This window comes from Clostridium sp. DMHC 10 (assembly GCF_001270375.1).
Classification (GTDB): Bacteria; Bacillota; Clostridia; order Clostridiales; family Clostridiaceae; genus Clostridium_S; species Clostridium_S guangxiense.
The window spans coordinates 784,996-802,921 of the sequence record NZ_LGVB01000015.1; the positions used below are offsets into that span (position 1 = coordinate 784,996).

Annotated in this window: 17 protein-coding genes and 3 pseudogenes; 15 read left to right on the plus strand and 5 right to left on the minus strand. The window is 28.6% G+C overall.

Annotation, left to right across the window (positions count from 1 at the left end):
- Positions 1–25: 25 nt before the first annotated feature.
- The 8 genes and pseudogenes from AGR56_RS21440 to AGR56_RS05695 all read left to right on the plus strand — a co-directional run bounded on the left by AGR56_RS21440 (position 26) and on the right by AGR56_RS05695 (position 6,088).
- Complete coding sequence (locus tag AGR56_RS21440; RefSeq protein ID WP_242851329.1) at positions 26–178, plus strand: hypothetical protein; 153 nt, start codon at positions 26–28, stop codon at positions 176–178.
- Entirely contained in the window at positions 175–678 is a 504-nt protein-coding gene (locus tag AGR56_RS05665; protein ID WP_242851330.1) for an RsiV family protein, read from the plus strand. The genes AGR56_RS21440 and AGR56_RS05665 overlap by 4 nt, the downstream gene beginning before the upstream one ends.
- 519 nt (positions 679–1,197) lie before the next feature.
- Positions 1,198–1,965: pseudogene (locus AGR56_RS23265) on the plus strand (sensor histidine kinase); the annotation flags it as partial.
- 48 nt (positions 1,966–2,013) lie between these two features.
- Positions 2,014–2,670, plus strand: a complete 657-nt coding sequence (locus tag AGR56_RS20715) for a response regulator transcription factor (protein ID WP_053243285.1) — start codon at positions 2,014–2,016, stop codon at positions 2,668–2,670.
- Between the two features lie 214 nt (positions 2,671–2,884).
- Positions 2,885–3,877 carry an ABC transporter ATP-binding protein gene (locus tag AGR56_RS05680; RefSeq protein ID WP_084756885.1) on the plus strand — a complete coding sequence of 331 codons (993 nt, stop codon included), beginning with the start codon at positions 2,885–2,887 and terminating at the stop codon, positions 3,875–3,877.
- Positions 3,850–4,800: an ABC transporter permease gene (locus tag AGR56_RS05685; RefSeq protein WP_053241460.1), complete on the plus strand. Its 951-nt coding sequence runs from the start codon at positions 3,850–3,852 to the stop codon at positions 4,798–4,800. The genes AGR56_RS05680 and AGR56_RS05685 overlap by 28 nt, the downstream gene beginning before the upstream one ends.
- A 269-nt stretch (positions 4,801–5,069) precedes the next feature.
- Complete coding sequence (locus tag AGR56_RS05690) at positions 5,070–5,378, plus strand: ABC transporter permease (protein ID WP_157055679.1); 309 nt, start codon at positions 5,070–5,072, stop codon at positions 5,376–5,378.
- 47 nt (positions 5,379–5,425) lie between these two features.
- The gene (locus AGR56_RS05695) at positions 5,426–6,088 is read left to right on the plus strand and encodes an ABC transporter permease (protein WP_053241462.1); all 663 of its coding nucleotides are present in this window, start codon (positions 5,426–5,428) and stop codon (positions 6,086–6,088) included.
- A 59-nt stretch (positions 6,089–6,147) separates the two neighbouring features.
- On the opposite strand, the gene AGR56_RS05700 is transcribed toward AGR56_RS05695, so the two are convergent.
- Positions 6,148–7,440, minus strand: a complete 1,293-nt coding sequence (locus tag AGR56_RS05700; protein ID WP_157055680.1) for a hypothetical protein — start codon at positions 7,438–7,440, stop codon at positions 6,148–6,150.
- 81 nt (positions 7,441–7,521) lie between these two features.
- Between AGR56_RS05700 and AGR56_RS05705 the strand changes: the two genes are divergently transcribed.
- The 4 genes and pseudogenes from AGR56_RS05705 (at position 7,522) to AGR56_RS05720 (ending at position 10,426) form a co-directional block, all read left to right on the plus strand.
- Positions 7,522–7,737 carry a hypothetical protein gene (locus tag AGR56_RS05705; protein ID WP_053241464.1) on the plus strand — a complete coding sequence of 72 codons (216 nt, stop codon included), beginning with the start codon at positions 7,522–7,524 and terminating at the stop codon, positions 7,735–7,737.
- Positions 7,738–7,781: 44 nt separating this feature from the next.
- On the plus strand, positions 7,782–8,243 hold the full coding sequence (locus AGR56_RS05710) for a hypothetical protein (RefSeq protein ID WP_207642163.1): 462 nt from the start codon (positions 7,782–7,784) through the stop codon (positions 8,241–8,243).
- Between the two features lie 95 nt (positions 8,244–8,338).
- A pseudogene (locus AGR56_RS05715) lies at positions 8,339–8,993 on the plus strand (response regulator transcription factor).
- A 68-nt stretch (positions 8,994–9,061) separates the two neighbouring features.
- Entirely contained in the window at positions 9,062–10,426 is a 1,365-nt protein-coding gene (locus AGR56_RS05720) for a HAMP domain-containing sensor histidine kinase (protein WP_242851331.1), read from the plus strand.
- A gap of 238 nt (positions 10,427–10,664) precedes the next feature.
- Here AGR56_RS05720 and rd read toward each other — a convergent pair whose 3' ends face one another.
- The 3 genes and pseudogenes from rd to AGR56_RS05730 all read right to left on the minus strand — a co-directional run bounded on the left by rd (position 10,665) and on the right by AGR56_RS05730 (position 12,017).
- Positions 10,665–10,829, minus strand: coding sequence for a rubredoxin (rd, locus tag AGR56_RS19370; protein ID WP_084756887.1), 165 nt, complete (start codon positions 10,827–10,829; stop codon positions 10,665–10,667).
- A 14-nt stretch (positions 10,830–10,843) separates the two neighbouring features.
- Positions 10,844–11,074, minus strand: coding sequence for a glutaredoxin domain-containing protein (locus AGR56_RS05725; RefSeq protein WP_053241466.1), 231 nt, complete (start codon positions 11,072–11,074; stop codon positions 10,844–10,846).
- 15 nt (positions 11,075–11,089) lie between these two features.
- Positions 11,090–12,017, minus strand: a pseudogene (locus AGR56_RS05730) (FAD-dependent oxidoreductase).
- Positions 12,018–12,290: 273 nt separating this feature from the next.
- Here AGR56_RS05730 and AGR56_RS05735 point away from each other — a divergent pair.
- Positions 12,291–13,445, plus strand: coding sequence for a CapA family protein (locus AGR56_RS05735; protein ID WP_053241467.1), 1,155 nt, complete (start codon positions 12,291–12,293; stop codon positions 13,443–13,445).
- Positions 13,446–14,062: 617 nt separating this feature from the next.
- Here the strand turns inward: AGR56_RS05735 and AGR56_RS05740 are convergent.
- Positions 14,063–14,653 carry a pentapeptide repeat-containing protein gene (locus AGR56_RS05740; protein ID WP_242851332.1) on the minus strand — a complete coding sequence of 197 codons (591 nt, stop codon included), beginning with the start codon at positions 14,651–14,653 and terminating at the stop codon, positions 14,063–14,065.
- 295 nt (positions 14,654–14,948) lie between these two features.
- Between AGR56_RS05740 and AGR56_RS05745 the strand changes: the two genes are divergently transcribed.
- Both AGR56_RS05745 and xylB read left to right on the plus strand, forming a co-directional pair.
- Positions 14,949–16,106 carry an ROK family protein gene (locus tag AGR56_RS05745; protein ID WP_053241468.1) on the plus strand — a complete coding sequence of 386 codons (1,158 nt, stop codon included), beginning with the start codon at positions 14,949–14,951 and terminating at the stop codon, positions 16,104–16,106.
- Between the two features lie 12 nt (positions 16,107–16,118).
- Positions 16,119–17,645: a xylulokinase gene (gene xylB / locus AGR56_RS05750; protein ID WP_053241469.1), complete on the plus strand. Its 1,527-nt coding sequence runs from the start codon at positions 16,119–16,121 to the stop codon at positions 17,643–17,645.
- Positions 17,646–17,926: the final 281 nt, after the last annotated feature.

A 17,926-nucleotide genomic window follows, 5' to 3' on the forward strand; every position in this document is an offset into this window, starting at 1 on the left:
AATAGTTTTAAGAAAGGGAGTATACATGATTTATTTAAGAAATCCACTTGAAAGTAATAAAATGAGAGTTGTAAATAGTGTAACGCTCGTAAAACAAAAGCTTGTTCCAGATAAAACCACTATAGAGTATCCGTTTATTCCAAATGATAATGGTGATAAAAATTTTATCAAAAAGTGAACAATTATATTATAGATGAAGTAAGCAAACTTTTTAAAAGTCAGGTTTTGCTTCCGGAAAAAGTAGACTTTTATGAAATATTTGGTACCTATGAAGTTACAGTAAATAAAAATGATATTTTAAGTATTTTATTTAGTATGTATACCTATGTTAATAAAGCAGCTCATGGTGTTACAGCTTATTCATCATTAACTGTAAATACAAAAACTGGAGAAGTATATTCTTTTAATGATCTATTTAATCCTAAAATGAATTATGTGCCTATAATAAATACAATTGCAAAGCAATATATTAAAGATAATAATATTCAACTTATAAGTGAATATAATGGAATTATCCCAAATCAGCAGTATTACTTAACTGAAAATAAACTTGTACTTTATTATCAGCCTTATGAATATACTCCAGGTTATTATGGTATTTTTAAAATAGAAATTCCTTACGATAAAATTAGAAACCTTATAACACCATTAAGCCCGATTAGTAAACTTATTTTGTGAAGAACAGCTGTTTAGCTGTTCTTTTTTTAAAATTTATAAGTAGTGCTTAATTTCATATAATAAAATATCTGAAACTGATTTTTATTATGTAAAAATAATGCAAAGTAACTAAAGTTGAGATATGATATAATATCATTATATTATTTCTGGAGGAACTATAATTATATGGGTAATAATGAGAATTTTGTTATTATAAGATACATTACTATTTTCTTTATTATAGTAGGAATGGTAATATCAAAGAAAACTCTAACTAGTTCAATGTTCATTTTTATACTTATATTCATTATTAACAGCCAACTTCGCTTTTTTTCATTACAAAAACACTTTCATAAAATGTTTTCTTTTGTAATAGAAATTATTTTTACAATTACTGCAAATGTTTGGATAGGTGGTTTTCTTTTTACATATCTTATTTTGCTTGCTATTGACAGCAATGTAATATTCAATAAAAAAGAAGCTATAATATTTGATATTATAATAATTATTGAAGGAATAGTATTTTCTTTAAATTACGGAATGGAAAATAGGGGGATTAATTTAGGGGTAACGATACTAGTTATATTTGTTCTTTATTTTACCAAGGATGAAAAAGAAAGAAAACTTAAAGCACAGGATCTTTATGATAGGCTTAAAATATCAGAAGAAAATTTGAAAAATGCAAATAAAGAGCTTGAACTATATGCAGCTTCAATTGAAGAAATAACAACTCTTAGAGAAAGAAATAGAATATCTAGAGAAATACATGACAGTGTTGGACATGCTCTTTCTACAATGGTAATACAACTCGGTGCAGTGGAAAAAATGATAAAAAAAGATCCAGATGCGGCAGAGAAGATAACAAAGAATTTGAGAAAGTTTACTCAAAGGAGCCTAGATGAGGTCAGAATGGCTGTGAGAGAAATTAAACCTAAGGAATTTGAAAAATTTGAAGGTATTTTAAATATACAAGAGCTTATAAATAATTTTAAAAAAATGACAGGGGTAGATGTAAGACTGTCATTTACAAAAGAAAAATGGTCTTTTAATTCGGATCAATCTTTTGTTATATATAGAATAATTCAAGAATTTTTGTCTAATAGTGTTAGGCATGGAAAGGCTACGGTTATACATATTATGATGGCTTATACTCTAAAAAGTGTTGTTGTAACCTTGAAGGATAATGGAATCGGCTCGGATGGTTTAGTAGAAGGTTTTGGAATGAAAAGTATGAGGGAAAGAGTAGGAGCTTTAGGGGGATATTTTGAATACACAAGCAAAAAGGGACAAGGATTTTTAGTAAGAATTGAGATTGAAAAGCAAGAAAAGCTTAAGGTACACAATGAGGGGATTTTAATGGGAGCAATTAAGGTTTTATTGGCTGATGATGAAAGGTTAGTTGTGGATGGTCTTAAAATTATACTTGAAACTTATGAAGATATAGCAGTTGTTGGAACAGCAGCTAATGGTGAGGAGGCACTTAAAGAATGCAGGAAAAACAGCCCTGATGTAGTTTTAATGGATATAAGAATGCCCAAAAGTGATGGAGTTATGGGAACGAAACTTATAAAGAAAGAATTTAACAATATAAAAATACTAATATTAACAACCTTTAATGATGTTCAATATATTCACGAAGCACTAAAGTATGGAGCATCAGGTTATATATTAAAGGATAGTGATTATGATCTTATTTATGAAGGAATAAAAGCATGTACGAAAGGGAATGTAGTTATTAATCCCGAGGTAGCATCTAAAATAATAAGTGAAAATGTAGAGTACAATCAAAAAAATTCAATAGATAAGGTGAAAAAAGATTATAAGCTAAGTGATAAAGAAATTAGTATAATAAAAGAAATAGCAAATGGTTTTTCAAATAAAGAAATAGGCGAAAAGCTTTTTTTAACAGAGGGAACTATAAAAAATAATATAAGTTCAATACTTTCTAAGCTTGAACTTAGGGATAGAACTCAGCTTACAATTTTTGCATTTAAAAATAATATAGTTACTTAAGTAATTTTTTTAGTTACCATAAGCACTAGGAAAATATGTTATCATCTTCTAATATATATTTGGAGTGATAAATGTGACAGTACAAAACTTAATTGATTTTATAATTGAAAAGAAAATGGCATTTGTATGGTTAATAGTATGTGTATTTTTTAGTTATATCTATATACAACAATATATTTAAAAGAATAAATGAGATAAACGCGGGGTTGATTTTATGGATAACGATGTTAAAGTTGATAATATTACTAAGAGATTTAATGATAAACTTGTCTTAGATAATATTTCTTTTCATGTTAAGTCAGGCGATATATTTGGACTTATAGGTCCTAATGGAGCAGGAAAGTCAACTTTAATTAATATAATGTCAGGAATTGTAAAACCAAACAGTGGTGACGTATTGCTTGGAAAATATTCAATTTTAAAGGATACTGTGGAGGCAAAGAAAATGATAGGCCTTGTCCCACAGGAACTTGCTCTTATGGATGTATTTTCAGCATATGATAATCTAATGTATTTTGGAGCTTTTTATGGTCTTTCGGGAAGGCTTTTAAAAGACAGAATTAAGATGGCACTTGAAGTAACTGGTCTTACAGATAGAAAAAAGGAAAAGGTAAAGAAATTTTCAGGAGGAATGAAAAGGAGGCTTAATCTTGCTGCAGCAATCATGCATAAGCCTAAGATCTTAATAATGGACGAACCCACAGTGGGTGTAGATCCGCAGTCCAGAAATTGCATTTTTGAGTTCATAAGAAGAATAAACAAGGAAGATGGAACTACTGTGATTTATACATCACACTATATGGAGGAAGTTGAAGCACTATGCAATAACATATTTATCCTTGATTTGGGAAGTGAAGTTGCCTATGGGTCAAAATCTGAAATTAAGTCTATGGTGAGTGTGCATTCTACTATAAGATTGAAAATAGATGATTTTAACGATGAATTGCTATTAAGGTTGAAGGAATTAAGTGGGGTCAAAGATGTTTTCCTTAAAAATGAAGAAATTAGCGTATTTATAGATGAAAACAAATTTAATGTAGAAGAGCTCATCATGCTTTTATCAAAAGAAAATAAGAAAATAAGAAGTTTTAATCTTGAGGAAGCTTCTTTGGAGGAAGTCTTTTTAGCTATTACGGGTAAAAAAAAATTTAAGAGATTAAACATGCGAGGATGGAGTATATGTCAATTAGGAGCAATATTATTTTAGCGCTTAAGGGTATAGCTATAAGTTGGAAACAGATAGTATTAGTTTATTGCATTTTTCCTATTTTAATTACAAGTTGTTTAGGATACTTCTTTAAAGATGCTTATGAGCCTGAAACAAAAGTTGATAAAATTAATATAACCATAGTTGATAAGGATGATAGCAAAAGTTCTAAAGAGCTTAAAAAAGTTTTTCAAACACAAAATATAAAAAAAATATTTAGTGTATCTAAAAATTCCAAGTGCATCATTACAATACCAAAGGGATATGAGAAGAAAATAATTGAGCTAAATAAAGTGACCATAACCATTAGTGATAAAAGTGGTATAGCTCAAGGTGATAAAAACACCATAGAAAATGTCATAAACGAATATGGAAAATTCATTACAGAAAATAAGATGATTTCAAATAAAGTAATGTCTTTAAGCAAAGAAGATAGACAAAAAGTATATGATGATTTGGAAAATATATATTCAGATAAAATACTTAAGAATAATTTTGTGAAGCCTAAAAAAAATTTAAATGCTTATGAAAATTTAGGGTATACACTAATTAATTATATCATTATATCAATAGCTATCGGAATAGTTGGTTCTTATAAAAAAGAGAGAAAAGACGGTGTTCTTAAAAGAATCATGGCTATGCCAATGAAGAAGGAGAAGTTATTTAATTTAAATGTTATATGCTATTTTATATACAGTGTTGTTTATGGAGGGGTATATATATTAGGTTTTATTGTAACTGGCTTTGCCTTTGGAAAATGTAATTTTATAAATTTATCAATCATTTTAATTTGTCAAAGCTTAGTGGTTGCAAGTCTTTCAGCATTTATTATAGCATTTTTCAGCGAAAGGTTTTCTCTTTCTTTTCTTACGGCTTTACTTTTTTTTTCAAACACTTTTTTGGAGGAGCATTTATTCCAATAACAGAAACAACTAATAATGCTTATGCAAAAATATGTGATTTTTCTCCTTTAAATGTTATATCGGAAGCATATAAAAATTGTATGATTTTTAATTCTTTTGCAAGCATAGAAAAAGATTTATGTTATATGATTTTTTTCTCTATAGTTATTTATCTTATAGCATTTTTTAAGATTAAAATTAGATGGGAGACTAACTAAAAATGGATTTTATTATTGTGATATTTGCTAACTGCAAAAAGGTATCTTAAGGATAATAAAACTATAGCATATATGTTTTTTATACCAATATTTATTACAGGTTTTGTATATTTTATTAATAATAAAGGTGATGAAGCTCCTAATAATACGGCAGCAGTTATAAACTTAGATAAAGGAGTTTATGGAGATAAGCTCATTAAAAAATTAAAGGTTAAAAGGGTTTATAAAAGTAAAACTGAAGCTTTAAATGCGCTAAAAAGTTACAAATATACAGCCATATATGAACTTCCATATGATTTTTCTAACAGTATTAATAGTAAATTAAAGCCTATAGTTAATGTTTATAAGGTACAAGATGGGAATATCAATGAAAGACTTTGAAAACAACCTAAAGAATAGCATAAAAGAGAGCATGAAGATTAAATGTTTTGGAGAAAAATAATGTAATTAAAAATGGAAAGGAAATTAAAAAGAATATTTTACATATTAGTTATAAAAATATAAGCAATTCTATTAAGTATGATAAACTTTTTCCTGTAATAAATATTATGTATCTTATGTTTATATATTCGGTTTTGTTTAACAAGGACTTATTAGAACTTAAAAAAGATAAAATATTAAAGAGAGTATCCTCCACAGCAAGTTATGGATATCGCATATTAGCAAGTATATATATATCTATTGTTATAGTTCAATCATGTATTTCTATACTTTCGCTTTCAGCAGTAAATTTAGTTTTTACACACAGCTTTCAAAATTTTTCTATGGAAGTTTTAAATATAATTCTGGTAAGCATGATATCTACCTCTATAGCAATTATGGTGTCAAGAATTTTTGAAGAATATAGTATTGGATGTTTTATCATTACCTTAATGTATTTATTAATGTTTTCTATATATTTAATAGGCAGCGATGATAAAAGCAAATATGCAGCAGCTAAAATTTTAATGAAATTTACACCATTTTATTGGGCTGTAGATAGCATTAGAAAATTTAAAGTGTTTCCAAATGCTATAATTTTAATACTTATTGCTCTAGCATTTTTTACAGCGGGCAGTGTAAGAGATTCAACATTTGCCAAGAGTAAATAAACTGCCATTGACATAGATATGAAGGATAAAAAGAAGAGCTTTGCTTGGTACATTTATCTTTATTTATATTCAGCATTATTGTTTTTCTCCAGTTCCTCGTAAAATTTACGTACCCCTTCTCCCCAATGAGGATCTTCAGCATACTTTTTATTTATCCAGTGAAAAGGCTCCTCATTACTAGGCTTATCTTTACATAAATTAATTACAGTTCTGCTGGCTATTTCTGCAGCATCTTTAAGATTAGTATTATACTCTTTCCAGCTGTGGTAAACATTGAAAGGGTTGTTTACTATTTTTTTTGCGTATTGATTATTAGCTGGGACGAAAGCCTGTTCTTGTCCTGTAATTGCAAATAAAATAAGCGGGTTTAAATTAAATTCCCTTGCAACTCCAAGTAAGGTGGAAAAGTAAGGCTCTTGCTCTAAAATAGAATTTTTGCTCTTCAAATATTTTTTTAGAGAATTTTGATTTATATTTTTATAGTTAAAATAATTAGGCAAACTAGAATTAGATATTTTACTTGAAGCAACAAAATTTTCAGATTTATTTACTGTTTTTTTAGCAGAAATTTTTATATTATTTGATTTGGACTGACTTAAAATGTTTTTGATTATATTGTTATTTTGGATTGTTATCGAAAAAACAAATAAAGCTAAAATAGAAAACCTAAATGGCTTTGAAATGAAAATTGTTTTTATGATATTTTCATTTGTATTTAAAGGTGTAATTTTACGGATAGCTTCCGCAGAGGAATTCTCAGCTTCAATATTGGTTTTAGGTTCTTCCTCTTTATAAGGAGTTAATTTTATATTAAATTTCTCAAATTCTGACAAAGAAATTTTATTTTCAACCTTGGAGTTAACCCAATTTAAGACGCTTTCATAAAAACTAATTTCAGCACTTTTATTAGAAATGCAAGTGTTAAATATATCTATAAGAAAAATTGTTTGTCCATTTTTTAGTAAAGTATTTTTTAAAAGATCTTGTTTAAGCTTAGTAATATAATTCTTTTCTATACCATCAATATTTTTATCGAGAATTTGATGTATTGATGAAGTTAAAACATTTAGCTTTTGAACTTGAGTGTAATCACTAAACTTTTTATTTATATATTGTTTTAAAATTAAAACGTCATTTTTAGAAATAACTTTTTTACTTTGAAGCTCATACATAAAACTTTCCATAAAAAATCCATCCTTACTATAAAAAAGAAGAATACTACAATATTTAAATATTCTTTGTTTTATTACAAAATCCTCTTTATTATCGTTATAAAGTATAGTTAACATAAGCTGCCTGATTAAAATTAATATTAAAACTTTAAATTCACCTATGATAAATTTAACAAGCAATTTAACAGCATCTTTTTTTGCTGTATAATAAAAGTTAGATAAAAATCCATGCACGAAAAAATGTTTTGGAGGTAGTTCTTTATGAATAAAATAAGATTAATGGGAGTTGCTTTGGCAGCAGTAGTAACATTAATAAGTATGTCGTTTATTGCATTTGCAAGTAAAAATACAGAAAATTCTACCAGGAACATTGTTAAGGTTGCAGCTAGTAATGTAAATAATACATCAGTTAATATTAGTAATAAATTAATTGACATAAGTGATGATCAAGCTATCCAAATTGCAAAAAAGCTATAATAAATATTTATGGAGTTGATGTGGATAAGCACGGTTTTACTAGCATGCCTATACTATTTAGGATAACTGATTCTGATAAAGAAGCATATAAGTTGGAGGGGCCTACTATTGATGTGGCATTTAGTAAACCTGATGAGATGCAGCGTGTTGATAAGGAAAATCATCTACTTAGTTTCGATGATGTTAGAGTTGAAATATCGTTAACAGACGGAAAAGTTAAAGCTGCTTCATTTATAGACGGCATAGATATAAAAACAGAAGCTAAATATGATGAAAATAAACTTAAAGCAGCTGCTGAAGAATTTCTAAAGGAAAAGAGACTTAGAACAGATTATAAAAGTATAGTAAAGGTACAAAGAAGTCCTTATATACCTATTGGATGTGTTTCTTTTGATTATGGAGATGGGACAGGAGAAATGATAAGTATAAATTTACAAAATTATAAGGCATATGGATACTCTCCTTTAAATATAAAGGTGTTGTCACAGCTTAAACTGTTAAGATAAGTTAATTAAAAAACTAAAATAGATAAGAAGTGGGTCTTATCTATTTTAGTTCCTTAAAGTTTTAATTCTGAAATTAAAAAAGGGTGGGCGTAATAATGGTAAAAATATTAATTGTAGAAGATGATATTTCAATTTCTGACTTAATAAAGCTAAATCTTAATATGGCTAATTACGAGAGCAGACAAGCTTACGATGGTGAAGACGCATTAAAGCTAGTTGAAAGTGAAAAATTTGATTTAATACTTCTTGATGTCATGCTTCCCAAGGTTGACGGTTTCACTTTATTTGAAAAAATAAAAAAATTAAATATACCAACTATTTTTTTAACAGCTAAAGTCTCAGTTGCTGATAGAGTATATGGATTGAAATTAGGAGCCGATGATTATATTACAAAACCTTTTGAGGGGATCGAGCTTTTGGCTAGAATTGAAAATGCATTAAGGCACTAACAATAAAAAGAAAAATATATTTTTGTATAAAAATATAGAAATAAATGTAGATGAAAGAAAAGTAAAAATAGATAATAAAGATGTAGAACTTACTTTAAAGGAATTTGAACTGCTTTTATTTTTGGTTGAAAATAAAAATAGTGTGCTTACTAGAGAGAAAATACTTGAGCGAGTATGGAATTATGATTATTATGGAGAAACGAGAACGGTGGATAATCACATACAGCGCATAAGAAAAAAATTAAATTTAAAAAATGAAATAAAAACTATATTTGGATTAGGGTATAGGTTGGTGGATTAAATGAAACTTTGGGAAAAGATTTTTATGTGCACGTTAATTGTCTTTGAAGTTTTTTTATTCCATCTACCATGTATTTAATAAATAGAAGCTTTAAATTAAATTTAAATAGTGAGATTAATTCTGCAATAAGCGAGCAGAATAGATTTTGTAATTCTATAAAATTAAATATAACAGTCATGAATAAGGCAGAAAACCCTTTTACATATAATGATGTCAATTATGGAAATTTAAATAAAAATATTGTTTCTTATATGAAGTATTTATCTAATAAAAAAACACATTTTCAAGTATTCGATGATAGTGGTAGGAAAATATATGATGATTTTAAAATAGGGGCTATAGAAAATAAAGGACAATGGAATATTTCTAAAGATAAAGTAAGTTATGAAGTAAGTGAGATAAAAGAAAAAAATTATTTATATGTAAATAAGAGAATAAATATGTACAATAGTTATTATAGAGTCTCTTACATAAAAGAAATATCGTGGGTTTATGAAAATTATAGATACTTATGTAATGTTCTTATGAAACTAAATATTTTTGTATGCATAACATTGGTAATCATTATGATAATATTAAGTAAAATGATTATAAGTCCTGTTAATAAACTCATAAAATCAACTCAAAAGATATCAGATGGAAATTTTAATGAGAGGGTTGATATTAATAGTAAAGATGAAATTGGAATTTTGGCAAAAAACTTTAATTATATGACAAGTGTAATTGAAGATAACATAAATGAATTAAAAGAAAGCTCTGAGGACAAGCAGAAATTTATAGATAATTTATCTCATGAAATAAGAAGCCCTCTTACATCAATCATAGGATATACGGATTATCTTATAACCAACAAAGATTTTGATGAGGAAACTTTTAAGGCTTTGAATTATGTGTATAAAGAGGGAAAAAGATTAGAAAAGATGTCATCAAAATTAATGGATTTAATAGTAATAAGAAAAGAAAAACCAAAAATGAAGTATGAGAGCATCAAAGAAATCTTAGAAGAAATAAAAGCTTCAATGGTACCAAGATTAAGAGATAAAAATATAGATATTGTAGTCTCTTCAGAAGAATCTAGTATATTAATGGATAAGGAACTGATAATAATACTTATAAAAAATTTTATTGATAATGCGATTAAAGCATCTGGGGAAGGCAGTAAAATATATGTAAACGCGTATTTGAATATTGTTCCCATTATTGAGATCAAGGACAGAGGAGTAGGAATACCTAGAGATGATATAAAGAAAATTTTTGAACCATTTTATATGGTTGATAAATCTAGAGATAGGAGAAATAATGGGGTTGGACTTGGACTTTCCATATGTGCTAAAATTGCAGAAATACATAATGCTGAAATTAAGGTGGAAAGTGAAGTAGGCATTGGAACAACGGTGAGAATTGAATTTAATAATATGGAAGTGGAAGAATGAAAATAGGTGAATTTTATATAAATTTGTTACTTTACATTTAGCAGAAGCAATAAGTGATCTTGTATTTGAAAACATTTATTTAGTAAGCAATCTAAATAAAAGCCAATAAATCTTAAAACGTAAATCTAAAAAGGCTTAGAGATTTCAATTTGTCTGAACGATAGTAAGTTATCGAAATTTCTTGGAATTTTGGATTTACGCTGTTAAATTTATGGCTTTTATTTAGTGTTTAAAAATGCTATTCATCGACCTCTTCAAATTGATCTTTGCCAACGCCGCAGAGAGGACAAGTCCAGTCGTCAGGAACGTCTTTAAAAGCGGTTCCTGGGTTTACACCATTATCTGGATCACCTTCAGCTGGGTCATAAATATATCCGCATACTACACATACATATTTTTTCATATAAAAGCCTCCTCTTATTTGTTAAATAGTAAATTATCTATAGCGGGTTTGTCAAAGCCTACAATTATATTCCCATCTATATTTATAACTGGAACACCTGATTGCTTTGATAAATTGAGCATTTCCTCTCTTGCTTTTAAATCATCCTGAACATTTAAATCTTGAAAATCTATATTTTTTGACTTCAAGTATGACTTTGCCTTTGAGCACCAAGGACAAGTTGGTGTAGAGTATACTTTTACCATAATTAAATTCCTCCTTTAAAATCCTTTGATATATTTTTCAGCCATTAATGCAGCTATAGAACCATCATTAACAGCAGTAGTAAGCTGTCTTACTTCTTTTTCTCTAACATCTCCAGCGGCAAAAACACCTTTAATGTTAGTTTCAAGTTTTTCATTTGTTTTAATATGACCAGATTCTGATAAAGCTAAAGTATCTTTAAAAAGATCCACTTGAGGTTTAGTACCTATATATACAAAGATACCATCTGCTTTTAAGGAACCAGGTTCACCGGTTTTTCTGTTTTCTGTTATAATATTTTCAATTGAATTGTCACCAAGTACATGAAGTATTTCAGTATTTAATAATAATTTTACATTTTTATGTTTAAATAATTCATCCTGATTAATTTTTTGTGCTTTTAAATTTTCTGAGTGATGAACAACTGTAATGTTTTTTGCGTATTTTGTTAAAAATAATGCTGCATCAATAGCTGAGTTGCCACCTCCAACAACTATTAAATCTTTCCCATCATACATTGCTCCATCACATAATTCACAGTAGTGTATGCACTTACCATGAAGTTTTTCTTCTTCAGGGACTGTCAATCTTCTGCTTTTAGAACCAGTAGCTATGATTACAGATTTAGCTTTATATATAGAACTATCTGTTTCTATTATTTTTTCATCATCAGTTAGTTTAACCTTTTCTATATTTTCAAATTCATTTATATCTGCACCTGAATTTACAGTTTGTTCTTGCATTTTATCAGCTAGATCTGCACCTGAAATAGAGTTAAAACCGGGAAAATTTTCTACGGAAAAAAGTTTCTCTAATTTGACCTCCAACAAGACCATTTTCAAATATTAAAGTATTAAGTTTTGATCTTGAGGCATATAGACCGGCTGTAAGACCAGCAGCTCCAGCACCAACAATAGCTAAATCAAGTTCCTTTTCTTCCTTCATAATATATCAACTCCGATACTTGTAAATCTTTATTGCACTATAAGCATAGTATAAACAAAAATGCTTAAAATAATAATTACTTATTGATAATTATTATCTATTAATAATATAACACTTTTAGTTTATTTTGACAATAGTTTTTTGCATTATTATATATTTTATTTACAACGCATCCATAAGTGTATAAAATTAATATATGGAAATGCTACTTAAAAGTTTAAAATTAATAAAAAGTTTTGCATCTATACATAAACAGAAGAGGGCGAGGTTATTATGATTAATAAAAATATGCATTCGTTTAAAAGTATAATTGCGCAGACAGCCTTGTGCTTCATATCAATCTTAATAATATTATTATTTGCATATAAGTATGGTTACTTTGGAAAAAACTCTGCAAACATAAATAGTTTAGAAAATAATAAAATGGGAAATAAAAATTCAACATCACAAGATGCAGGTAAAACTAAAAGAAATCCTAATACCAGTGTGGTGATTAGTTTAGTTGGAGACTGTACAATAGGAACAGATCCTAGATTTGATGAATCAACGTCACTTATTACAGAAGTTAAAAAGCACAATAATGACTATTCTTATTTGTTTAAAAATGCAGTTAATATTTTTAAAGAAGATGACATAACTGTTGCAAATCTCGAAACAGTTTTTACAAATTCTAATATTAGAAGTAGAAAAACATATACATTTAAAGCACCACCAGAGTTTGCTGAAGCACTGAAAAAGGGTTCAATTGAAGGGGTGGATATAGACAACAATCATACTAAAGATTTTCTTGAAAAAGGGTTTGAAGATACGATTACTGCGTTAAAAAAATATAATATAAGTTATTTCGGAAATGATAATAAGTGGATTAAAGAAATTAAGGGAAACAAGATAGGATTTTTAGGATATCAAGCATGGACTTATGATGATGATGCTATGAACAAAGTTAAGAATGACATAAAAGATTTAAAAGGCAAAGGAGCTAGTATTGTAGTTGTAAGTTTTCACTGGGGAACAGAGGGGAGCTACTATGCAAATTCTCAGCAAAAGGAAATTGCACATTATGCTATAGATAATGGTGCTGATTTAGTAGTTGGCCACCATCCACATGTAATTCAAGGAATAGAAAGTTATAAAGGAAAGATAATAAGTTATAGCCTTGGAAACTTTTGTTTTGGAGGAAATTCAAATCCAAAGGACAAAGATACTCTTGTACTTCAGGCAAAATTTGATTTTAGTAATACCAAGCTTTTAAAATCAAGTATTAGGGTATTGCCATTTAGTGTTTCATCTATAAGTTATGTAAATGATTATTGCCCAAGTCCTCTAAAGGGTGATGACAAAGATAGGGTTCTTAAAAAAATTAACGATTTGTCTCCTAATTTGGGATTTAAGGTTAATGATTCTTTTAGCAAAAATATTGCGAAGTAACAGTATCTTGAGATGTTAAATGAAAACTATAAATCTAAGGCAATGATTGCCAAAATTCTAAGAAGTTTCAATAACTCGCCTGTGGCTCAAACAAATTGAAGCTTCTAAGCCTTTTAACAATCATTACCTAAGATTTATTAGCTTTCATTTAAATCATCTCTTCAATACTGTTACTTCGCTAAACCGGAAATGCAAGGTAAATTTTTCTCCGGTTCCCTACGAAAAATACTCTATAATCACTGTTAATCAATAAATGAATGGACAAGTTCACACCAAAAATTCCGTAGGTACGGAGGAATTTTTTTCCTTGCACTACCGTGGGAGCGAAGTAATACTGCTGAAGAAACAATTTAAAAAAAATTCTAATAAATCTTGGTAAAAAAATCATAAAATACTTAGATATTTCAATTTGTCTGAGCGCCCAGCGAGTATAAACATACGCGGGGTTTGGGCTCTGCCCATTATCCTTCTAGAACTCAAAGCAACCACTTTTTTTTAAATAACCACTTAGATTTATAGAATTTTTTTAATGTTGCAAAGCAGTATTACTTCGCAATATTTTTATTTTATGATGACCCCAAGAACATCAGCAAAGCACATTAACTGGTCTGGACGAACTATGCACCTTTTAGGCTATCTATTGTTACATTAATACCATCGATTTCACAAGTGCTTAGATCAATTCCATTAAGCTTTGTTTCACACATTTCAGTATCTGTTAAATTGCAATTTTTAAAACTTATTTTTGAAAAATTCGCTTTATAAAAATCTGAGCTTGTAAGTATGCAATTTTTAAAAAGCATTTGAGTGCATTTTGAAAAACGAAATAATGAATATTTTCCAATACAGTCTTCGAACAATACATTTCTCAAACCCGATTCAGTTAAATTGATGCCTGTTATTTTACAATTTATAAATTCAACTCTGCACATTATTGAATTTGTAAAATCAGCATTTGATAAATCACACTTTTCAAATTTAACGTCAGTTAAATCAACTTCACTAAAATTAGTATTTTTAAATATTACATTTTTAAATACTACTTCATTCATGGAAACTTTTCGTGCGCTTTGATTATCTATTTCTGCATTTTCAATAAGTTTTAAGTCAATAAATGATTCTTCTATTAGTAAAATATTATCATACATTTTATCGAGATTCTCCGAGATATTAGGAGAAACAATTTTAAGATCATTTTTTTTATTCATAGCGATACTCCTTTAAACCAATATATATAATTATATCATTTCAAATTAAATTGTTTAGTAAAAAATTTAATTTAGAATTATATAAATTATCTAGTAAAACTTATTAAAAATACTTTATAAAATGTATTTAAAAAGATTTATAAATATGATAAAATATAAGCATAAACCGTTAGGGGGTATGATATAGGTTATAGACAATAATATTAAAACTGTTTGTCTAGAAATATATTTTAAAAATTAGTGATTGTTTATGGACAACTTTTAGATTATAATCTGTCATGAGGTGTTATGAAGAATGTTTAATGTGGAAAGAAATCAGAATAAAGGTAGAATATTAAATTTGCTTTATAAGAAGAAAAAGCTTACAAAGCAAATTATTGCCAAGGAATTGGATATAAGTATACCTACAGTAATATCAAATGTAAATGAATTGATAAAAGATGAACTTGTAGAGGAATACGGAGTGGCAGATTCAACAGGTGGAAGAAAACCTGTTATTGTAAAATTTCTTGAAAATAGTAGATATTCTTTTGGAGTTAATATTAATCCAGAAAAAGCAAGAGTTGTACTTGCAAATTTAGATCTTGAAATAAAATATGATGAAGAATTTTTAATTGATGGTCTTAAGGATTTTAAGGCTATTATGCAAGAAATATCAGAGTGTGTAAAAAGAGCTTTAAAAGTAGAAAATATTAAAAGTGAAAGAATACTTGGTATAGGTTTCTCACTTCCGGGAACTGTAAATGAAGAAAAGTTTCTTTTAGAGCTTGCACCTAATATTGGAATAAAAAATGTAAATTTTAAAGAATTTGAAGATTATTTTAATATGCCAATGTTTGTAGAAAACGAAGCAAATGCAGCAGCATTAGCAGAGCTTAGTGTTGGCGTGGTAAAAGAGGATAAAAATCTTGTTTATATTTCAATCACTAGTGGAGTTGGTACAGGAATTGTAGTAAATGGATGCTTATATAAGGGGAAAAATAAAAGAGCAGGAGAGTTTGGGCATATGTCAATAATGCCGAATGGTAGAAGGTGCAAGTGTGGTAAAACTGGATGCTGGGAAATGTATGTTTCTGAAAAGGCACTTCTTAATGGATTTAATGAGATAAGTGATAAAAAAGTAAAAAATTTATTTGAGTTTTTTAAAGCATTGAGTTCTGATGATGAGAGATATAAACAATATTTTGATGATTATCTTAACATGCTTGCAATTGGCATTCAAAATATTGAGCTTATTTTAGATCCGCACTATATAATTTTAGGTGGAGAAATAAGCAAATATGAAAAGTATTATATGAAAGAACTTAAAGAAAAAATATTTATAGAAAATAGCTTTTATTCTAAGGGGGATATGAAACTTCTTACATCAAAGCTCAAAAAAGATTCTTCTGTAATAGGAGCAGCATTACTCCCTATAACATCAGCATTTTCTATAGAAGAAAAAATAATATAAGGAGGAGTCTTTATGGCTTATGTTTTAGGGATAGATATAGGAACTTCAGGAACTAAAACAGTACTATTTGATGAGAGTGGAAATAATATAGCAAGTGCACTTGAGGAATATCCCCTTTCTCAACCAGAAATAGGTTGGGCAGAGCAGAATCCAAAGGATTGGTGGAATGCTGTAGTAATTAGCATAAGAAAGGTGATTTCAAAAAGTAATGTAAATGTTAACGATGTTAAAGGAATAGGATTATCTGGACAGATGCATGGTCTTGTTATGCTTGACAAAAATGGAGAGGTTCTTAGACCATCTATTATATGGTGTGACCAGAGAACAAGCGAAGAGTGCGACGATATAACAGAAAGGGTTGGAAGGGAAAGATTAATAGAGATAACTGCAAATCCAGCTCTTACTGGCTTTACTGCATCAAAAATAATGTGGGTAAAGAAGCACGAACCAGAAGTATATGAAAAAACTGCAAAAATACTTTTGCCTAAGGATTATATAAGATATATGCTTACTGGAGAATTTGCCAGCGAGGTATCTGATGCTAGTGGCATGCAGCTTTTAGACGTGCCAAATAGAAAATGGAGTGATGAAGTTTTAGATAAACTTGAAATTGATAAGAATTTACTTGGAAAACTATACGAATCACAAGAAGTTACAGGTAAAGTGAATAGGGAAACATCAAGATTAACAGGACTTACGCAAGATACTATTGTAGTAGGTGGAGCTGGAGATCAGGCAGCTGGTGCAATAGGAAATGGAATTGTTAGACCAGGTGTAGTATCATCTACTATAGGTACTTCAGGAGTTGTGTTTGCATATACTGATAAGGTTACAATAGATAAAAAAGGTAGAGTTCATACATTCTGCCATGCAGTTCCAAACACTTGGCATATAATGGGTGTTACGCAGGGAGCAGGATTATCTTTAAAATGGTTTAGGGATAATTTCTGTACAGAAGAAAAGTACGCTGCTAACCTTTCAGGAATTGATGCATATGATATTTTAAATAAAGAAGCTGCAATGATTAAAGCAGGATGCGAAGGATTAATATACTTACCATATCTTATGGGGGAAAGAACTCCACATCTTGATCCATTTGCAAGAGGCGTATTCTTTGGGCTTACATCTAGACATGACAAAAGAGCCATGTTAAGGTCAGTAATGGAAGGTGTAGGATATAGCTTAAATGACTGCATGGAAATAATAAAAGGTATGGGAGCCGATGTAAACGAAGTCAGAGCATCTGGTGGCGGTGGAAAGAGTGCACTTTGGAGACAAATTCAAGCTGATATATTTAATTCTGAAATTACAACCATTAATTCTAGTGAAGGACCAGCTTTAGGAGTTGCAATATTAGCATTAAAAGGTGCTGGATTATATTCGTCAATACCTGAAGCTTGTGACAACATTATAAAAAGAGTTAGTACTCAAAAGCCAAATGAGGAAAATAGCAAACTTTATAAAAAATACTATGAGGTTTATAAAAATTTGTATGTTTCGCTTAAAGATCAATTTAATGTTTTAAGCAAAATAAGATAATTTAATTATATAATTAAAAAAGGCAGCTAAAAAATTGAAATGAAATACTGACTATTGCCAATAATACGATGTTTTATAAGTAGGATAAAAAATTAGGAGCTGTCGCACTAAATATAAAAAATTGCGAACCAATTAAAGTGAAGTTAAAACCTTTCACTATTATGATTGTTTCGCAACTTTTTTAGTGCGACAGCTCCTTTTGCTTATGAATAAAAACCCACATAGAATATTATGAAGTATACATTAAATTATTCATAAAATTAAAGACAGCTAATGGTGCT

Excerpts from the sequence above, each read along its gene's own strand:
- AGR56_RS05720 (WP_242851331.1), top strand. The coding sequence starts at position 9,062 with ATGTATTTAATAAATAGAAGCTTTAAATTAAATTTAAATAGTGAGATT.
- AGR56_RS21440 (WP_242851329.1), top strand. The coding sequence starts at position 26 with ATGATTTATTTAAGAAATCCACTTGAAAGTAATAAAATGAGAGTTGTA.
- AGR56_RS05725 (WP_053241466.1), bottom strand. The coding sequence starts at position 11,074 with ATGGTAAAAGTATACTCTACACCAACTTGTCCTTGGTGCTCAAAGGCA.
- AGR56_RS05680 (WP_084756885.1), top strand. The coding sequence starts at position 2,885 with ATGGATAACGATGTTAAAGTTGATAATATTACTAAGAGATTTAATGAT.
- xylB (WP_053241469.1), top strand. The coding sequence starts at position 16,119 with ATGGCTTATGTTTTAGGGATAGATATAGGAACTTCAGGAACTAAAACA.
- AGR56_RS05705 (WP_053241464.1), top strand. The coding sequence starts at position 7,522 with ATGAATAAAATAAGATTAATGGGAGTTGCTTTGGCAGCAGTAGTAACA.
- AGR56_RS05745 (WP_053241468.1), top strand. The coding sequence starts at position 14,949 with ATGTTTAATGTGGAAAGAAATCAGAATAAAGGTAGAATATTAAATTTG.
- AGR56_RS20715 (WP_053243285.1), top strand. The coding sequence starts at position 2,014 with ATGGGAGCAATTAAGGTTTTATTGGCTGATGATGAAAGGTTAGTTGTG.
- AGR56_RS05690 (WP_157055679.1), top strand. The coding sequence starts at position 5,070 with ATGTTTTTTATACCAATATTTATTACAGGTTTTGTATATTTTATTAAT.
- AGR56_RS05685 (WP_053241460.1), top strand. The coding sequence starts at position 3,850 with ATGTCAATTAGGAGCAATATTATTTTAGCGCTTAAGGGTATAGCTATA.
- AGR56_RS05710 (WP_207642163.1), top strand. The coding sequence starts at position 7,782 with ATGCCTATACTATTTAGGATAACTGATTCTGATAAAGAAGCATATAAG.
- AGR56_RS05735 (WP_053241467.1), top strand. The coding sequence starts at position 12,291 with ATGATTAATAAAAATATGCATTCGTTTAAAAGTATAATTGCGCAGACA.
- AGR56_RS05740 (WP_242851332.1), bottom strand. The coding sequence starts at position 14,653 with ATGAATAAAAAAAATGATCTTAAAATTGTTTCTCCTAATATCTCGGAG.
- rd (WP_084756887.1), bottom strand. The coding sequence starts at position 10,829 with ATGAAAAAATATGTATGTGTAGTATGCGGATATATTTATGACCCAGCT.